Genomic DNA, 18,115 nt, shown 5'->3' with positions numbered 1-18,115 from the left:
CATCATGCCCCGGTGCGCTCCGCCGCGGCGCCCGCACGGGCCACCCAGGCCCCGGGACGCGGCGAGGCCCCCGGCGCGTGCCGGGGGCCTCGTCGATCGTGCTGCTTAGCGGTACGACCCGAAGTCGAAGTCGTCCAGCGGAACCGCCTGGCCGCTGGCCGGCCCGAAGCCGTAGTCGGTCTCCGGGTAGCCGGTCATCGAGTAGACCTTGGCCTTCGCCTCCTCGGTCGGCTCGACCCGGACGTTGCGGTACTTGCTGATGCCCGTACCGGCCGGGATGAGCTTACCGATGATCACGTTCTCCTTGAGGCCGACGAGCGAGTCGCTGCGCGAGTTGATCGCCGCGTCGGTCAGCACCCGGGTGGTCTCCTGGAAGGAGGCCGCCGAGAGCCAGGAGTCGGTGGCCAGCGAGGCCTTGGTGATACCCATCAGCACCGGACGGCCGGCGGCGGGCTCGCCGCCCTCGGAGACGAGTCGGCGGTTCTCCGACTCGAACAGCGCCCGGTCGACCAGCACGCCCGGCAGGAACTCGGTCGAGCCGGAGTCGATGACCGTCACCCGCTTGAGCATCTGGCGGATGATGATCTCGATGTGCTTGTCGTGGATGAGCACACCCTGCGAGCGGTAGACCTCCTGGACCTCACTGGTCAGGTGGACCTGGACCGCACGCGGACCCATGATCCGCAGCAGCTCGTGCGGGTCGATGGTGCCCTCGGTCAGCTTCTCGCCGACCGCGACGTGACCGCCGTCGTGGGTCCGCAGCCGGACCCGCTTGGAGATCTTGTCGTAGACGATCTCGTCGCTGCCGTCGTCCGGCACCACGATGATCTTCCGCGAGCGCTCGCCGTCCTCGATCCGGATCCGACCCGGGGTGTCGGCGATGGGCGCCTTGCCCTTCGGGACCCGGGCCTCGAAGATCTCCTGGACACGGGGCAGACCCTGGGTGATGTCCTCACCCGCGACGCCACCGGTGTGGAAGGTACGCATCGTCAGCTGCGTACCGGGCTCACCGATCGACTGGGCGGCGATGATGCCGACCGCCTCGCCGACGTCCACGGTCTTGCCGGTCGGCAGCGAGCGGCCGTAGCACGCACCGCAGACGCCCAGCTTCGACTCGCAGGTGAGCACGCTGCGCACCCGGACCGTCTCCGTACCGGCGGCGACGATCTTGTCGACCAGGATCGAGTTGATGTCCTGACCCCGCTCGGCGACGACGACGCCGTCCGGCCCCTTGATGTCGTCGGCCAGCGTCCGGGCGTGCACGCTGGTCTCGGCGTGCTCGTGCACGACCAGCTTGCCGTCGATCCGCTCGCCGATCTGCATCGGGATGGCGCGGTCGGTGCCGCAGTCCTCCTCGCGGATGATGACGTCCTGCGAGACGTCCACCAGACGACGGGTCAGGTAACCCGAGTCGGCGGTACGCAGGGCGGTGTCCGCGAGACCCTTACGGGCACCGTGCGTGGAGATGAAGTACTCCAGCACGGACAGACCCTCCCGGTAGCTGGCCTTGATCGGCCGCGGGATGATCTCGCCCTTCGGGTTGGCCACCAGACCACGGATCGCCGCGATCTGCCGGAGCTGGAGGAGGTTACCGCGAGCACCCGAGTTGATCATCTTCCACAGCGGGTTCTCCTGCGGCAGAGCGGTGTCCATCTCCTTGGCAACCTCGTTGGTCGCCTTGGTCCAGATCTGGATGAGCTCGCCGCGACGCTCCTCCGGGGTCATCAGACCGCGCTGGTACTGCTTGTCGATCTGGTCGGCTTCCTTCTCGTACCGCTCCAGGATCTCCCGCTTGCGCGGCGGGGCGATGACGTCCTCCATGCCGATCGTCACGCCGGACCAGGTGGCCCAGTGGAAGCCGGCCTCCTTGAGCCCGTCCAGGGTGGCGGCCAGCGCCACCTTGGGGAAGCGCTCGGCGAGGTCGTTGACGATCGCGGAGAGCTGACCCTTGCGGATCTCGTAGTTCACGAAGCGGTAGCCCTGCGGCAGCGTCTCGTTGAACAGCACCCGACCGAGGGTCGTCTCGACGGTCAGCGGCTCGCCCTCGACCCAGCCCTCCGGGGCGGTCCACGCCTCGGCGCCGGCGCCGTTGTCGACCCCGACCACGCCACGCAGGCGGATCTTCACCGGGGCCTGCAGGTGCAGCTCGCCGTTGTCGTACGCCATCCGCGCCTCGGCGTCCGAGCTGAACGCCCGGCCCTCGCCCTTCTCGCCCGCCGTGAGGTGGGTGAGGTGGTAGAGGCCGATGACCATGTCCTGGGTGGGCATAGTGACGGGCTTGCCGTCGGCCGGCTTGAGGATGTTGTTCGACGACAGCATCAGGATCCGCGCCTCGGCCTGGGCCTCGGCGGACAGCGGCACGTGCACCGCCATCTGGTCACCGTCGAAGTCGGCGTTGAACGCGGTGCAGACCAGCGGGTGGATCTGGATGGCCTTGCCCTCGACGAGCTGCGGCTCGAAGGCCTGGATGCCCAGGCGGTGCAGGGTCGGCGCCCGGTTCAGCAGGACCGGGTGCTCGCCGATGACCTCTTCGAGCACGTCCCACACGACCGGGCGCTGCCGCTCGACCATCCGCTTGGCGGACTTGATGTTCTGCGCGTGGTTGAGGTCGACCAGCCGCTTCATCACGAACGGCTTGAACAGCTCCAGCGCCATCTGCTTGGGCAGGCCGCACTGGTGCAGCTTCAGCTTCGGGCCGACGACGATGACCGAACGGCCGGAGTAGTCGACGCGCTTGCCCAGCAGGTTCTGCCGGAACCGGCCCTGCTTGCCCTTGAGCATGTCGGAGAGCGACTTCAGCGGGCGGTTGCCCGGCCCGGTGACCGGCCGGCCGCGGCGGCCGTTGTCGAACAGCGCGTCGACGGCCTCCTGGAGCATCCGCTTCTCGTTGTTGACGATGATCTCGGGCGCGCCGAGGTCGATCAGCCGCTTGAGGCGGTTGTTCCGGTTGATCACGCGGCGGTACAGGTCGTTCAGGTCGGAGGTCGCGAAGCGGCCACCGTCGAGCTGCACCATCGGGCGCAGGTCCGGCGGGATGACCGGCACGCAGTCGAGCACCATGCCGAGCGGCGAGTTGCGGGTGTTCAGGAACGCCGCGACGACCTTGAGCCGCTTGAGCGCCCGGATCTTCCGCTGGCCCTTGCCGGAGCGGATGGTCTCGCGCAGGTTCTCGGCCTCGGCGTCGAGGTCCATGTTCTGGACCAGCGCCTTGATGGCCTCGGCGCCCATGCCGCCGGTGAAGTACTCGCCGAACCGGTCCCGCAACTCGCGGTAGAGCAGTTCGTCGGTGACGAGCTGCTTCGGCTCCAGCTTGCGGAAGGTGTCCAGCACCTCGTCCAGGCGGTCGATCTCGCGCTGGGCCCGGTCGCGGATCTGGCGCATCTCGCGCTCTCCGCCCTCCTTGACCTTGCGCCGGACGTCCGCCTTGGCACCCTCGGCCTCCAGCTCGGCCAGGTCGGCCTCGAGCTTGGTGGCCCGCTTCTCGATCTCCGAGTCGCGGCTGTTCTCGGCCTGCCGCTTCTCGGCCAGGATCTCGTTCTCGATCGTCGAGAGGTCACGGTGACGCGACTCGGCGTCCACGCTCGTCACGACGTACGAGGCGAAGTAGATGATCTTTTCGAGGTCCTTGGGGGCGAGGTCCAGCAGGTAGCCCAGCCGGCTCGGCACGCCCTTGAAGTACCAGATGTGGGTCACCGGCGCGGCGAGCTCGATGTGCCCCATCCGCTCGCGGCGGACCTTCGACCGCGTCACCTCGACGCCGCAGCGCTCGCAGATGATGCCCTTGAACCGGACCCGCTTGTACTTACCGCAGTAGCACTCCCAGTCCCGCTGCGGACCGAAGATCTTCTCGCAGAAGAGCCCGTCCTTTTCCGGCTTCAGGGTGCGGTAGTTGATCGTCTCAGGCTTCTTGACCTCACCGTGCGACCACTGACGGATGTCGTCAGCGGTGGCGAGGCCGATGCGCAGCTCGTCGAAGAAGTTGACGTCGAGCACTATGTCCCCTATGTCGTCGTCTGTACTGCTAGCTAGTGGGTGGGGTCGGGAGCCGGCGAGCCGGCCCCCGACCGCTCACCTCAGACCTCTTCGACCGAGCTCGGCTCGCGCCGGGACAGGTCGATGCCCAGCTCCTCCGCGGCGCGGAACACCTCGTCGTCGGTCTCGCGCATCTCCAGGGCCACGCCGTCGCTGGACAGCACCTCGACGTTGAGGCACAGCGACTGCAGCTCCTTGAGCAGCACCTTGAACGACTCCGGGATGCCCGGCTCCGGGATGTTCTCGCCCTTGACGATGGCCTCGTAGACCTTGACCCGGCCGAGGACGTCGTCGGACTTGATCGTCAACAGCTCCTGCAAGGCGTACGCGGCGCCGTACGCCTGCATCGCCCAGCACTCCATCTCGCCGAAGCGCTGGCCACCGAACTGCGCCTTACCACCCAGCGGCTGCTGCGTGATCATCGAGTACGGACCGGTCGACCGGGCGTGGATCTTGTCGTCGACCAGGTGGTTGAGCTTCAGGATGTAGATGTAGCCGACCGCGATCGGGTCCGGCAGCGGCTCGCCGGAGCGACCGTCGAACAGCTGCGCCTTGCCGGTGGAACCGATCAGCTGCTTGCCGTCCCGGTTGGGCAGGGTCGACGCCAGCAGGCCGGAGATCTCCTCCTCGCGGGCACCGTCGAAGACCGGCGTGGCCACGTTGGTGTCCGGCTCCGACTCGTGCGCCTCGATGGAGCGCAGCTGGCGCTTCCACTCGGCGTCGTCGCCGTCGACGCTCCAGCCCGTCTTCGCCACCCAGCCAAGGTGCGTCTCCAGCACCTGGCCGATGTTCATCCGGGACGGCACACCGAGCGGGTTGAGCACGATGTCGACGGGCGTGCCGTCCTCCAGGAACGGCATGTCCTCGATCGGCAGGATCTTGGAGATGACGCCCTTGTTGCCGTGCCGGCCGGCGAGCTTGTCGCCGTCCTGGATCTTCCGCTTCTGGGCGACGTAGACCCGGACCAGCTCGTTGACGCCCGGCGGCAGCTCGTCGCCGTCCTCGCGGGAGAAGGTACGCACGCCGATGACCGTGCCGGTCTCGCCGTGCGGCACCTTCAGCGAGGTGTCGCGGACCTCGCGCGCCTTCTCACCGAAGATCGCGCGGAGCAGCCGCTCCTCCGGGGTCAGCTCGGTCTCGCCCTTGGGCGTGACCTTGCCGACCAGGATGTCGCCGGGGACGACCTCGGCGCCGATCCGGATGATGCCGCGCTCGTCGAGGTCGGCGAGCATCTCCTCGCTGACGTTCGGGATGTCGCGGGTGATCTCCTCCGGGCCCAGCTTGGTGTCCCGGGCGTCGACCTCGTGCTCCTCGATGTGGATCGAGGTGAGCACGTCCTGCTGCACGAGGCGCTGCGACAGGATGATCGCGTCCTCGTAGTTGTGGCCCTCCCAGCACATGAACGCCACGAGCAGGTTGCGCCCGAGCGCCATCTCGCCCTCGTCGGTGCACGGACCGTCGGCGATGACCTGACCGGCCTCGACGCGGTCGCCCTCGAAGACGACCGGCTTCTGGTTGACACAGGAGCCGGCGTTGGAGCGGCGGAACTTGTGCAGCAGGTACGTGCGGCGGTGGCCGTCGTCCTGGTGGATGGTGATGTAGTCGGCGCAGAGGTCCTCGATGACGCCGCCGACCTCGGCGACGACCACGTCACCGGCGTCGACCGCGGCACGGTATTCCATGCCGGTGCCGACGAGCGGGGACTCGGCCTTGACCAGCGGCACCGCCTGGCGCTGCATGTTGGCGCCCATCAGCGCCCGGTTGGCGTCGTCGTGCTCGAGGAACGGGATCATCGCGGTGGCGACCGAGGTCATCTGCCGCGGCGACACGTCCATGTAGTCGACGGCGCTCGGCACCACGTCCTCGGTCTCGCCGCCCTTACGGCGGCACAGGACCCGGTCCTCGGCGAACGTGCCGTCGGCCTTCAGCGGCGCGTTGGCCTGCGCCTTGACGAACCGGTCCTCCTCGTCCGCGGTCAGGTAGTCGATCTGGTCGGTGACCCGACCGTCGACGACCTTCCGGTACGGCGTCTCGATGAAGCCGAACGGGTTGACCCGGGCGAAGGTGGACAGCGCGCCGATCAGACCGATGTTCGGGCCTTCCGGCGTCTCGATCGGGCACATCCGGCCGTAGTGGGACGGGTGCACGTCGCGGACCTCGAAGCCGGCCCGCTCCCGGGACAGACCACCCGGGCCGAGCGCGCTCAGCCGGCGCCGGTGGGTCAGGCCCGCCAGCGGGTTGGTCTGGTCCATGAACTGGGACAGCTGCGACGTGCCGAAGAACTCCTTGATCGCCGCCACCACGGGACGGATGTTGATCAGGGTCTGCGGCGTGATCGCCTCGACGTCCTGGGTGGTCATCCGCTCGCGGACGACCCGCTCCATCCGGGACAGACCGACCCGGACCTGGTTCTGGATCAGCTCACCCACGGTACGCAGGCGCCGGTTGCCGAAGTGGTCGATGTCGTCGGCCTCGTAGCCGTCCTCACCGGCGTGCAGCCGGCAGAGGTACTCCACGGTGGCGACGATGTCGTCCTCGGTCAGGGTGCCGGTCGTGATCGGCACCTCCAGCTCGAGCTTCTTGTTGAACTTGTAACGACCGACCTTGGCGACGTCGTACCGCTTCGGGTTGAAGAAGAGGTTGTCGAGCAGGGTCTGGGCGTTCTCGCGGGTCGGCGGCTCGCCAGGGCGGAGCTTCCGGTAGATGTCGAGCAACGCCTCGTCCGCGCCGGCGATGTGGTCCTTCTCGAGCGTGGTCATCATCAGCTCGGACCAGCCGAACCGCTCGCGGATGCGCTCGGCCGACCAACCGACGGCCTTGAGCAGGACGGTGACGGCCTGCCGGCGCTTGCGGTCGATGCGGACGCCGACCGTGTCGCGCTTGTCGATGTCGAACTCCAGCCAGGCGCCCCGGCTGGGAATGACCTTGACGCTGGTGAGGTCGCGGTCGGAGGTCTTGTCCGGCTGCTTGTCGAAGTAGACGCCCGGGGACCGGACGAGCTGGCTGACCACGACGCGCTCGGTGCCGTTGATGATGAAGGTGCCCTTCGGCGTCATCATCGGGAAGTCACCCATGAACACCGTCTGGCTCTTGATCTCGCCGGTGGTGTTGTTGGTGAACTCCGCGGTCACGAAGAGCGGGGCGCAGTAGGTCAGGTCCTTCTCCTTGCACTCCTCGATCGAGGCCTTGACCTCGTCGAAGCGCGGAGCCGAGAAGGAGAGCGACATGGTGCCGGAGAAGTCCTCAATGGGACTGATCTCGTCGAGGATCTCCGCGAGACCCGAGCGTGCGTGCGGGTCGTCCGCCGACCGGCCCTGCCAAGCCTCGTTGCCGACGAGCCAGTCGAAGGACTCGTTCTGGATGGCGAGGAGGTTGGGGACCTCGAGGTGTTCGGTGATCCTGCCGAATGAAACTCGGCGGGGAGCGAATGCGCTCGACGTACGACTGGTCTTCGCAGGGCGGGAAGCTGCCAAGATGCGTCCTTCCGAGGACCGGTGCTGCAGAACGGCTGGTACGCGTGCACTCCAATGACCCCACCAGAAATATCCGTAAACGGACATTTCCGAGCAGGGGTCAAGTCGGAAGGCAGCGCAAACTAGCAGTGTAGCCGAGAGGCTAACCGCTGTCCAGCCCAACCCGCAGGTCGTCGCGGAACGTGCCTCGGGACCCCTGAACCGGGGTCGAACCGGGCCGCTCGGAACGCGACGTTCCTGCCGGGCCGCTCAGGTGCCGCGGCCGATGGTGTCGCCGCTGCCATTACCCAAGTGGTGGCCGTTGCAAGCGCGGAAGGTCTTGCTGTGTCAGCGTGCCTGTCAGTGCGGGGCCGCGTCAAGGCCCGGCATCCGGGTCGCCGCTTCTTTCCCACCGACGGGCTACTCCCGGGCCCCGGTCGCCGACCGTGGCGGCGCGTCGACGCCCTGCTCACCGCCCCTGTCGCCGGATCCACCACGAAGGCGGGCGGCGATCCAGTGTCGGATCACCGCCCGCCGTGACGCGGTGTGCCCCGGCTCACCGAGCCGGACACGCGCCTGGTGGTACGTCAGGTCACTTGAGGGTGACCTTGGCGCCCTCGCCCTCGAGCTTGGTCTTCGCCTTCTCGGCGGTCTCCTTGTTGGCCTTCTCCAGGACGGCCTTCGGAGCGGCCTCGACCAGGTCCTTGGCCTCCTTGAGGCCCAGGCCGGTCAGCTCGCGCACGACCTTGATGACCTGGATCTTCTTGCCGCCGTCAGCCTCGAGGATGACGTCGAACTCGTCCTTCTCCTCCTCGACCGGAGCGGCGGCGGCCGGGCCGGCCGGGCCGGCGACGGCGACCGGAGCGGCCGCGGTGACCTCGAAGGTCTCCTCGAACTGCTTCACGAACTCGGAGAGCTCGATCAGCGTCATCTCCTTGAACGCGTCGAGCAGCTCGTCGGTGCTGAGCTTCGCCATGTCTGGCGTCCTTTCCTGAATCTGTTAGGTAAGAACTGGGTGCGCCGCGGGGCCTCAGGCCGCCTCGGCGCCCTCCTTCTCGCGCTTGTCCTGCAGGGCGGCCGCCAGACGGGCGGTCTTCGACAGCGGGGCCTGGAACAGGGCCGCGGCCTTGCTCAGGTTGCCCTTCATCGCGCCGGCCAGCTTGGCCAGCAGCACCTCACGGGACTCCAGGTCGGCGAGCTTCGTGACCTCGGCCGCGGTAATGGCCTTGCCCTCGAAGACACCGCCCTTGATGACGAGCTTCGGGTTGGCCTTCGCGAAGTCGCGAAGGCCCTTCGCCGCCTCGACGACGTCGCCCGAAACGAAAGTCAGCGCGGTAGGACCGGAGAACATCTCGTCGAGGCCGGAGATACCAGCGTCGGTCGCGGCACGCTTCGCGAGCGTGTTCTTCGCAACGGTGTAGCTGGTCTCCTTGCCGAGCGAGCGCCGCAGCTGGGTGAGCTGGGAAACCGTCAGACCGCGGTACTCGGTCAGCACCGTGGCACCCGCGTTGCGGAAGCTCTCGGTCAGCTCAGCGACGGCCGTGGCCTTGTCGGCCCGGATCGGCTTGTCCGCCATGTCCCTCCTCTCTCGTTACTCGAGGCCGGTCACCGTCGTCGGCCGGAGCTTTCGACGGGGGCGCAGGTGCCACGACAACGAGAAAGGCCCCGGCGCAGGGCGCACGGGGCGAGGGCCGGCACACGGACACGGTCGGCGGACCATGCTCAGCACCGATTTTCGCTTACCGCCCTGCGCGGGTCGCCCGTAGTCGCGGGACCTTCGACCGTGCCGGGGCACGGTGACCAGCGGTCTCTGGGTGGAACTTCGCGGCCTAGGTTACGCGAGGAGCCCCGCGACCACCAAATCGCCCCCCGGTGGGCCGGGTCACTCCCCCACACCCGAGGGCCGACGGTCAGGGTCGGTGGCGCCGCCGCCACAGGTACGCCGCTGCGGCCGCCGCGCTCCAGGCCACGGCCCAGGCGGTGAGCAGGCCCACCGTGGACGCGGCCAGGCCGTCGGCGGCGGCCCGCGCGGTGGCCATCACCGGCGGCGCCAGCCACGGCGCCACCGAGCCGCTCAGGCCGAGGGTGACCGCGCCGACCCCGCCGAGCGCGAGCACCGCGACGCCGTAGCCGGCGCTGCCCGTGGAGGCGCGGCTGGCCAGCGCCCCGAGCGCCACCGCCGCGGGTACGGCCAGCAGGTGCGCCCACAGCCCGACGGCGATCCCCACCGGCACCGACCGGTCGCCCGGTCCCACCGGACCGGCGACCCCGCCCACCAGCCACGGGAAGACCAGCGCGACGGCCACCGTGCCGAGCCCGGCCACGCCGGCCGCCAGCAGCCCGGCCAGTCGCTCCCGGCGCACCCCGACGAGCGCCTGCGCCAGCCGGCGCTGCACGTCCGGCTCGACGTCCAGCAGCACCTTGGTCTGCCAGGCGAGCACCGGGAAGAGCACCACCGCCGAGACGCCGTACGCCTCCCCCGGCTGCGCCCGGCCGCCGCCGTAGAGGACGCCGAGAGCCACCAGGCCGGCCAGCAGCGGGGCCAGCGCCCGTCCCGTACGCAGGAAGCCCGCCAGCCGCAGCCGGAGCAGTGCGGTCACCGTGGCCCTCCGGTGGTCCCGCCCGTGGCCTCTGGCGCCCAGGCGACGGGCGGCGCGCCGGGGTCCACGGTCGCCGTCGGCGGCCCCTCGGCGTCGTCCGGGGCGGCCACGCCGGGTCGGGCGGGCCGGCGTACGCGAAGGATCCGGTGCCCCTCGGCGCGCAGCCGGGCGACGGTGCCGTCGACCCGCGCCACCGGGACCGCGACCTCGACCACCGCCAGCGCCGCCTCCGCCGACGGGGCGGCCTCGGTGACCGTGCCGTCCGCCACCGTCCACCGGCGGGCACCCGGCAGCCGGGCGATCTCGCCCCGGTGGTCGCTGACCAGCACCGAACCGCCCGCCGCCGCCACCTCGTCGATCACCTCGGGCACGAGGTCCCGGGTCGCGGCGTCGAGGCCCTCCCACGGCTCGTCGAGGACCAGCAGGCCGGGCGGACGCAGCATCGCCTGGGCCAGGCCGACCTTCTGGGCGGTGCCCTTGGACAGCTCCGGCAGGCGGACCCGGCGGAACCCGGACAGGCCCAGCCGGGAGGTCCAGTGGTCGACCGCGTGGCCGGCGGCCGCCGGGTCGAGGCCGGCGACACGTCCCATGGCGGTCAGGTAGTGCTCGACGGTGAAGGGTTGGTCGGCCGGGAAGCGCTCCGGGACCCACCCGACGTGCCGGGGTCGACCGGTGACCCGCCCCCGGCTCGGCCGCAGCACCCCGGCCGCCACCTGGAGCAGGGTCGACTTGCCCACACCGTTGCGGCCGAGGACGACCACGACCTCACCGGGGCCGATCCGCACCGCGGCTTCCCGCAGCACCCACGGGCCCCGCCGCCGGTAGCGCAGCCAGACGTTCTCCAGGCGCACCGGCCGAGCATGCCACAACCGACACGGAACGGGGCGCCGCCACGATGTGGCGACGCCCCGTCACGGGTACGGATGCTCAGGCCTCGGCCGGAGCCTCCTGCAGGTTCTTCACCACGTTGGGGTCGACCGGGACGCCCGGGCCCATGGTGGTGGTGAGGGTGACCTTCTTGAGGTACTTGCCCTTCGCGGCGGACGGCTTGGCCCGCAGGACCTCGTCGAGGACCGCCGCGTAGTTGTCGATCAGCTGGGTCTCGGAGAACGAGGCCTTGCCGATGATCAGGTGCAGGTTGGAGTGCTTGTCCACCCGGAAGGTGATCTTACCGCCCTTGATGTCCGAGACCGCCTTGGTGACGTCCATGGTCACCGTGCCGGTCTTCGGGTTCGGCATGAGACCGCGCGGGCCCAGGATCCGCGCGATCCGGCCGATCTTGGCCATCTGGTCCGGCGTGGCGATCGCCGCGTCGAAGTCGAGCCAACCGCCCTGGATCCGGGCGACCAGCTCGTCGGTGCCCACCTCGTCCGCACCGGCGGCGACGGCCTCCTCGGCCTTCGCACCGGCGGCGAAGACGATCACGCGGGCGGTCTTACCGGTGCCGTGCGGCAGGTTGACCACGCCACGGACCATCTGGTCCGCCTTGCGGGGGTCGACGCCGAGGCGCATGGCGACCTCGACCGTGGCGTCGAACTTGGCGGAGGTGGTGTCCTTGGCCAGCTTCACGGCCTCGGCGGGGGTGTAGAGCTTCGACCGGTCGATGACCTCGGCGGCCTTGCGGTAGCTCTTGCTGCGCTGCATTTTCTACGTACTCCTGTGGTCTATGGCGGGCCGCGGCTTCCCGCGCGCCCTCCCACGAACTGGATCTGGCGGTGACCGAGGTCAGTCGTTGACGACAATGCCCATCGACCGGGCGGTGCCGGCGATGATCTTCGCAGCCTGGTCGATGTCGTTGGCGTTGAGGTCGACCATCTTCTTCTCGGCGATCTCACGCACCTGGGCCTGCGACACCGAGCCGACCTTGTCCTTCTGCGGGACGCCCGAGCCCTTCTCCACCCCGGCGGCCTTGAGCAGCAGCCGGGCGGCGGGCGGGGTCTTCAGGACGAAGGTGAAGCTGCGGTCCTCGTAGACGCTGATCTCGGCGGGGACGATGTCGCCCCGCTGAGCCTCGGTCTGCGCGTTGTAGGACTTGCAGAACTCCATGATGTTCACGCCGTGCTGGCCGAGCGCGGGGCCGACCGGCGGCGCCGGCGTGGCCTGGCCCGCCTTCAGCTGAAGCGTGAAAGTCTTGACGAGCTTCTTCTTCGGAGGCATGTCTCTTCCTGGGGCTTGGAACTGGGAAAGGTGCCGGCCGCAGGCGCGCACGGTCAGCGCGATGCGACAGCGGCGACGTTCTAGAGTAGCGCAGCGTCCCGCCGCCGCCTGCGCCGAGGTCGGGCGGGGGGCGGAACAGGTACGCCGGCGGCCGGCCGCTGCCCACCGCCGGCGCTCCCGACGTCAGATCTTGGCGACCTGGTTGAAGTTCAGCTCCACCGGCGTCTCGCGACCGAAGATCGACACCAGCACCTTGAGCTTCTGCTGGTCGGCGTTGATCTCGCTGATCGTCGCCGGCAGCGAGGCGAAGGCGCCGTCGGTGACGGTGACCGAGTCGCCGACCTCGAAGTCGAGGACCTTGATCTCGGGCTTGGCCTTCTTCTGCTCGGTCTCGACGGCCGGCGCCAGCCACTTCAGCACCTCGTCGAGGGAGAGCGGGGCCGGGCGGTCGGCCCGGTCCGTCGCGCCCACGAAGCCGGTGACACCCGGCGTGTTGCGCACGCAGGAGTAGGACTCGGCGGTCAGCTCCATCCGGACCAGGATGTAGCCCGGGAAGACCTTGGCCTGGATCTGCGACCGCTTCCCGTTCTTGACCTCCACCTCTTCCCGGGTCGGCACCTCGACCTGGTAGATGTAGTCCTCCATGTCGAGGCTCGTGATCCGGGTCTCGAGGTTGGTCTTGACCTTGTTCTCGTAGCCGGCGTACGAGTGCACCACGTACCAGTCGCCCGGCGCGTAGCGCAGCTTCTGCCGCAGCTCGGCGACCGGGTCGTAGTCCTCGTCCGGCGCGGGCTCGGTGGTGGGGAACTCCGGCTCGCTGGCGGCCTCGACCGACTCGTCACCAGCCGCCGTCGCCACCGTGGACTGCTCGTCCGTGGTCTCGGCGGTCTCGTCGTACTCAGGCACGCTCGCTCACTTCCGTCACTATCGGCTCAGTCGGCCGGTCAGCTGGGGTTGCCGAAGACCCACAGCACGCCCTTCGCGAAGGCGAAGTCAAGGCCGGCCACGATCGTCAGCATCACCGCGACGAAGGCGACCACAACGGCCGTGTAGGTCAGCAGTTCCTTGCGGGTCGGCCAGATGACCTTACGCAGTTCCGCCACGACCTCGCGGATGAATCGGGCGATGCGGCCGAACAGACCGACCCGGTCGGTTTCCGCCTTGGTCTTCGGCTTGCTGTCCGCCGAATCCGCCTTCGCCCGCGAGCGCGTCGCGGTGCCGCCCCGGGATACCGGCTCCTCGGCGTCGGTGGCGTCGTCATCGGCCACGTCGTCAACGACCTCGTCGTGCAGACGGTCGTCGCCGGCGTCCTCGCCGCGCCGCTTCTTGTCGGCCACTTCGCCCTCCGTCGCGGGATGTCGGGGTCGCACGCTGTCGGGCGTGCGCGGCGCTTGGTCACGCCGGCCGGACCAACCGTCCCGCGACGGGCCGCGGCCGGCGGATCAGCCGGGAGGGCCCGAATGCCTCGGGGCCACCCCGCCGATGCCACCACCACGGGCCGGACGCCGCCGTAAGGCGGCGCGACCCACGGGAACGGTCAGGCCTGAGGCGCAGGGGTGACAGGACTTGAACCTGCAGCCTGCGGTTTTGGAGACCGCTGCTCTGCCAATTGAGCTACACCCCTGTGCGGCAATGCTCACCCCGCCCGGTCATGCACGACCGTGCAGGGGTTACTTGCCCCACGGCGGACCAGTGTACGGGTAGCGGCACCACTTTCCCAACCGGTCTGCCCCTCGCGCGTCGGATGCCTGGTCAGCGGGCCGTCCGGACGGTCGCGCGAGCCTGCGAGAGCACCTTCTCCCCCCGGCAGACGGCGGTCACGTCGAGCCTGGTCAGGCCGTCCTCGGTGACCTCCCGGACCACGGCCGTGACCTCGATCTCGGTGCCCTCGTCGTCGTCCGGGACGACCACCGGCCGGGTGAAGCGGACGTTGTAGTCGACGATCGCGTCGGGCGCCCCGGCCCACTCCGCCACCGCGCGGCCGACCAGCGCCATGGTGAACATGCCGTGGGCGATCACGCCGGGCAGACCCACCTTCGTGGCGGTCCGGTCGTTCCAGTGGATCGGGTTGAAGTCCCCCGAGGCGCCGGCGTAGCGGACCAGGTCCGCGCGCGTCACCCGGAACGTCCTGGCTGGCAGTTCCATCTCAGCCCTCCCCGCGTACGACGAGCTTCGACCAGACGGTCACGACCGGCTCACCGGCCGGGGTGGCGACCTCGGTGCGGGTGGTCAGGAAGCCGTGCCCGCCACGGCTGCTGACGTCGTCGATGACGCTGACGCAGACCAGCTCGTCCCCCGCCACCACCGGCCGGGCGTAGGCGAAGCGCTGGTCGCCGTGGACGACGCGGCTGTAGTCGACGCCGAGGGCCGGGTCGTCGATGATCTGCTGGTTGGCCGCCATCGTGAGCACGATGGGGAAGGTCGGCGGGGCGACCACGTCCGGGTGGCCGAGCGCGCGGGCGGCCTCCGGATCGTGGTGGGCCGGATCGGCGGCGCCGATCGCCGTGGCGAACTCGCGGATCTTTTCTCGGCCCACCTGGTAGGGGGCGGTCGGCGGATACGTCCGGCCGACGAAGGACGGGTCCAGGGACATGCCGCGAACCTACACGCAAACGCCGATCGCCGATCCGTACGGTCGGCGGCGGCCGGAGCCGCGCCGTCCCTACGGACCGGCGATCGGGAAGTGCCTGAGGACCGGGCCGGCGGTGCCGGCCGTGGGTCAGCGGGTCTCGCGGTGGACCGTGTGCTTGCCGTCCCGCGGGCAGAACTTCTTCAGCTCGATGCGGTCGGGGTCGTTACGACGGTTCTTGCGCGTGATGTAGTTGCGCTCCTTGCACTCCACACACGCCAAAGTGATCTTCGGCCGGACATCGGTCGCCTTCGCCACGGCGGAGTGCCTTCCTCGCTACGGGTAACAACTACGGCGCATCAGCCTACGCGCTGACGGCGCGGACATGCAAAGTGGGCGCCAGTGGCGCCCATCCCACCGACCGCCGGGAGCTGGCCCGGTGGACGAGAGTAGCGGTGGCCGGACTTGAACCGGCGACACAGCGATTATGAGCCGCTTGCTCTACCATCTGAGCTACACCGCCGTGGCGGGTCCAGCCGGACCCTCTGAGCCCCCTTACGGAATCGAACCGTAGACCTTCTCCTTACCATGGAGACGCTCTGCCGACTGAGCTAAGGGGGCCTGCGCGATCTCCCCGGGGGTGACGCGCAGGGGATACATTACACGGCCGTGCGGCGGAGATGAAATCGGATCCCCCACAGGCGCGTCTCCGCAGTTCAGGGCACGGCCCGCAGCCGGGGCAGCTCCCCCGGGGAGATCGTCTCCGGGTCCACCTGGGCGCCGAACCAGGCCTCCAGCCGCTCGTACGGCAACGGGCGGCTGAACAGGAAGCCCTGGCCGATCTCGCAGCCGATGTCCTGGAGCAGCTCCAGGGTCAGCTCGCTCTCCACGCCCTCGGCGACCACGGCCAGGCCGAACTGCTGGGAGAGCGTGACCACCGCGTTGACGATCGCCAGGTCGCCCGGGTCCGTCGCCATGCCCTGCACGAAGGAGCGGTCGACCTTCACCTCGTGCACCGGCAGGCGGCGCAGGTGGGCCAGGGACGAGTCGCCGGTGCCGAAGTCGTCCACCGACAGCCGTACGCCGAGGTCCCGCAGTCGCCGCAGGGTCGGGATGGGCCGGTCGGTGCCGTCCAGCACCCCGGCCTCCTTGATCTCCAGCGTGAGCAGCTGCGGCGGCACGCCGTACTCGTCGAGCAGCTCCTTGACGCGGGCCGGGAAGTGCTGGTCGGTGAGCGTACGCGCGGAGAGGTTGACCGCGACGGCGAGCGGCTGGCCGGCGTGCGTCCAGTCCCGGCTGCGCCGCAGCCCCTCGCGGAGCACGAACTCGGTGAACCGGCCGAGCTGGCCGGTGTGCTCGGCCACCGCGACGAAGTCCTCCGGGGCGACCGTGCCGTGCGCCGGGTGCTCCCAGCGGGCCAGGCACTCCACGCCGACCAGCCGGCGGTCGCGCAGCGTCACCTTGGGCTGGAAGTAGACCTCCAGCTCGTCGGCGTCCAGCGCGCGCCGCAGGTCGCCGGCGAGGCCGAGCCGCCGCAGCGACCGCGACTCCAGCGTCGGGCTGAACAGCTGCACGCTGCCCGGCACGGACTTGGCCGCCGTCGCCGCCAGATCCACCCGTTGCAGCAGGGCGACGGCGTCGCTGCCGTGGTCGGGGTGCACGGCGACACCGACGGCCGTGTCCACGTCGAGGGTGAGCGCGTCGAAGACCATCTCGTCGCGGATCTGCTCGCGCAGCTGCGCGGCCAGCTCCATCGCCGCCTCGGCGCTCTCCAGGCGCAGCGTCACCAGGAACTCGTCCCCGCCGGCCCGCCCGACCAGGGCCGCCGAGGGTACGCAGGAGCGCAGCCGGTTGGCGACCTCCACCAGGACCTTGTCGCCGGCGGCGTGCCCGAGCGACTCGTTGACCTGGCGCAGCCGGTCGACGTCGAACAGCAGCAGGGCCACCACCTCGCCGGGCGCCCGGATCTTGACGGCCTCCTCCAGCGCGCCCGTGATCCGTCGCCGGTTCGGCAGCCTGGTCAGCGTGTCGTGGCTGGCGTCGTGCCGGAGCCGGTCGACCAGCCGCGAGTTTTCCAACGCCACCGCCGCGTGCGCCGCCACCGTCTCGAAGAGCGGCACGTCGGTGCGGACGAAGTAGTTGCTGTCCCCCAGCCGGTTGGCCACCTCCAGCGTCCCGATGACCGCCTGGCCGGACCGCAGTGGAAGGACGATCACGTCCTTGACCCGGTGCGTCGAGAGGGGGGCGCGCAGGTCGCCGTCGGTCGTCAGTCCTCGACCGACGGCCACGGTGCGGCCCTCGTCCCGGGCCCGTTCCCGCAGGGCGGCCGGGGTCTTGGCGAAGTCGAGCAGGCCGGGGGCGTCGTTGCGCGCGGTCAGCAGCACCTCGGGGTGCCGGCCCTGGGCGGGCAGCCAGAGCGTCGCGTACTCGGCCTGCATGAGCGCCCGTACGCGGCCCAGGAGGGCGTCGGGCAGCGTGCCGTACTCACCGCTCTCGCTGACCGCGCGGCTCAGCTCGTACATGTCGGTGAGGGTGCGGTGCTGCCGGAAGAACTGCGCGTACGCCCGGTAGACGAAGGCCAGCGCGACGAGGAGCGCCCCCAGCAGCAGCAACGACCACCAGGTGGCCGCGATGAGGATGAGGACGATGATGCCGATGGCAATATTGATCATCGCTGCCAGAAGCCCCGGCATCGACTGCCGGAACGCGCCCCGGCCCGCCTGCCAGCCCTGCAACAGTGTGTGCACGCCGGCGACCGAGGCCATGCTCAGCAGGTTCACCATGCTGGCCGCAAAGAACAGCTTGAGCCAGGTGGCCGGGCCGACATCCTCGACGGGCGGCAGGGCCTGGAGCACGAGGACGGCCAGGGACGAACCCGCGGCCGCGCGGCCCACGTTGAACCAGAACTTCGTCGGGCCGAACCGGTGCCTGAGGTGCGACACGGCCGACGCGACCGTGTAGATCATGACAACCGTCAGCGGTTCGACGAGATAGAACGCCAGGACCAGTGGGATCTCGGTCAGCGTCACGCCGAGGGACTGCCGCCGAACGGTGAAGTTCAGTACCGGGATCCCGGCGGCCACCATGGCCACGAGAAGTGGCAGCGCGAGCGACCACCCGCCGAACGGCTGCGGCGCGACCAAGCCGACCGCCGTCGTGCAGACGATGGCGATCAGGGCCAACGGCCCGGTGATCAGCCACGCGTATTCAGTCGAGCGGGGGCCGGTGGGGCCACGACCCGCCATCCCGTGCCCCCTTACCGGCCCCCGCTCGACTGAATACGCGTGGCTGATCACCGGGCCGTT

14 protein-coding genes and 3 tRNA genes are annotated in these 18,115 nt (G+C 69.9%); all 17 read right to left on the bottom strand.

The genetic code is table 11. From position 1 onward, the window contains the following. Positions 1-105 precede the first annotated feature (105 nt). Positions 106-3,993, bottom strand: a complete 3,888-nt coding sequence (locus tag F6X68_RS06015; protein WP_151453324.1) for a DNA-directed RNA polymerase subunit beta' — start codon at positions 3,991-3,993, stop codon at positions 106-108. Positions 3,994-4,073: 80 nt separating this feature from the next. Continuing rightward, on the bottom strand, positions 4,074-7,505 hold the full coding sequence (locus F6X68_RS06010) for a DNA-directed RNA polymerase subunit beta (protein WP_132230898.1): 3,432 nt from the start codon (positions 7,503-7,505) through the stop codon (positions 4,074-4,076). 571 nt (positions 7,506-8,076) lie between these two features. Further along, positions 8,077-8,460, bottom strand: a complete 384-nt coding sequence (gene rplL, locus F6X68_RS06005) for a 50S ribosomal protein L7/L12 (protein WP_132230897.1) — start codon at positions 8,458-8,460, stop codon at positions 8,077-8,079. Between the two features lie 54 nt (positions 8,461-8,514). Next, positions 8,515-9,060: a 50S ribosomal protein L10 gene (gene rplJ / locus F6X68_RS06000; protein WP_132230896.1), complete on the bottom strand. Its 546-nt coding sequence runs from the start codon at positions 9,058-9,060 to the stop codon at positions 8,515-8,517. A gap of 334 nt (positions 9,061-9,394) precedes the next feature. Then, positions 9,395-10,084, bottom strand: coding sequence for a hypothetical protein (locus F6X68_RS05995; RefSeq protein ID WP_151453323.1), 690 nt, complete (start codon positions 10,082-10,084; stop codon positions 9,395-9,397). Beyond that, entirely contained in the window at positions 10,081-10,935 is an 855-nt protein-coding gene (locus tag F6X68_RS05990; protein ID WP_151453322.1) for an ATP-binding cassette domain-containing protein, read from the bottom strand. The genes F6X68_RS05995 and F6X68_RS05990 overlap by 4 nt, the downstream gene beginning before the upstream one ends. 76 nt (positions 10,936-11,011) lie before the next feature. After that, on the bottom strand, positions 11,012-11,728 hold the full coding sequence (gene rplA, locus F6X68_RS05985; protein WP_132230893.1) for a 50S ribosomal protein L1: 717 nt from the start codon (positions 11,726-11,728) through the stop codon (positions 11,012-11,014). Between the two features lie 81 nt (positions 11,729-11,809). Beyond that, entirely contained in the window at positions 11,810-12,241 is a 432-nt protein-coding gene (gene rplK, locus F6X68_RS05980) for a 50S ribosomal protein L11 (RefSeq protein WP_151453321.1), read from the bottom strand. Between the two features lie 183 nt (positions 12,242-12,424). After that, complete coding sequence (gene nusG / locus F6X68_RS05975; RefSeq protein ID WP_088998338.1) at positions 12,425-13,147, bottom strand: transcription termination/antitermination protein NusG; 723 nt, start codon at positions 13,145-13,147, stop codon at positions 12,425-12,427. Between the two features lie 38 nt (positions 13,148-13,185). Next, entirely contained in the window at positions 13,186-13,578 is a 393-nt protein-coding gene (gene secE, locus F6X68_RS05970; RefSeq protein ID WP_088998337.1) for a preprotein translocase subunit SecE, read from the bottom strand. 214 nt (positions 13,579-13,792) lie between these two features. Beyond that, positions 13,793-13,865, bottom strand: a tRNA-Trp gene (locus F6X68_RS05965). Positions 13,866-13,993: 128 nt separating this feature from the next. After that, positions 13,994-14,386 (bottom strand): MaoC family dehydratase, encoded by a 393-nt coding sequence (locus tag F6X68_RS05960; protein WP_132230891.1) that lies wholly within the window; start codon positions 14,384-14,386, stop codon positions 13,994-13,996. A 1-nt stretch (position 14,387) separates the two neighbouring features. Further along, on the bottom strand, positions 14,388-14,834 hold the full coding sequence (locus tag F6X68_RS05955) for a MaoC family dehydratase N-terminal domain-containing protein (RefSeq protein ID WP_151453320.1): 447 nt from the start codon (positions 14,832-14,834) through the stop codon (positions 14,388-14,390). Positions 14,835-14,960: 126 nt separating this feature from the next. Continuing rightward, on the bottom strand, positions 14,961-15,128 hold the full coding sequence (rpmG, locus tag F6X68_RS05950) for a 50S ribosomal protein L33 (protein WP_013288652.1): 168 nt from the start codon (positions 15,126-15,128) through the stop codon (positions 14,961-14,963). A 132-nt stretch (positions 15,129-15,260) separates the two neighbouring features. Continuing rightward, positions 15,261-15,333: transfer RNA gene (locus tag F6X68_RS05945), tRNA-Met, on the bottom strand. Positions 15,334-15,358: 25 nt separating this feature from the next. Next, a tRNA-Thr gene (locus F6X68_RS05940) sits at positions 15,359-15,431 on the bottom strand. Positions 15,432-15,526: 95 nt separating this feature from the next. Then, positions 15,527-18,055, bottom strand: a complete 2,529-nt coding sequence (locus F6X68_RS05935; protein ID WP_151453319.1) for a bifunctional diguanylate cyclase/phosphodiesterase — start codon at positions 18,053-18,055, stop codon at positions 15,527-15,529. Positions 18,056-18,115 lie beyond the last annotated feature (60 nt).

The organism is Micromonospora sp. AMSO12t, from assembly GCF_008806585.1.
GTDB lineage: Bacteria > Actinomycetota > Actinomycetes > Mycobacteriales > Micromonosporaceae > Micromonospora > Micromonospora reichwaldensis.
This window is presented reverse-complemented; position numbering and strand designations above follow the sequence as displayed.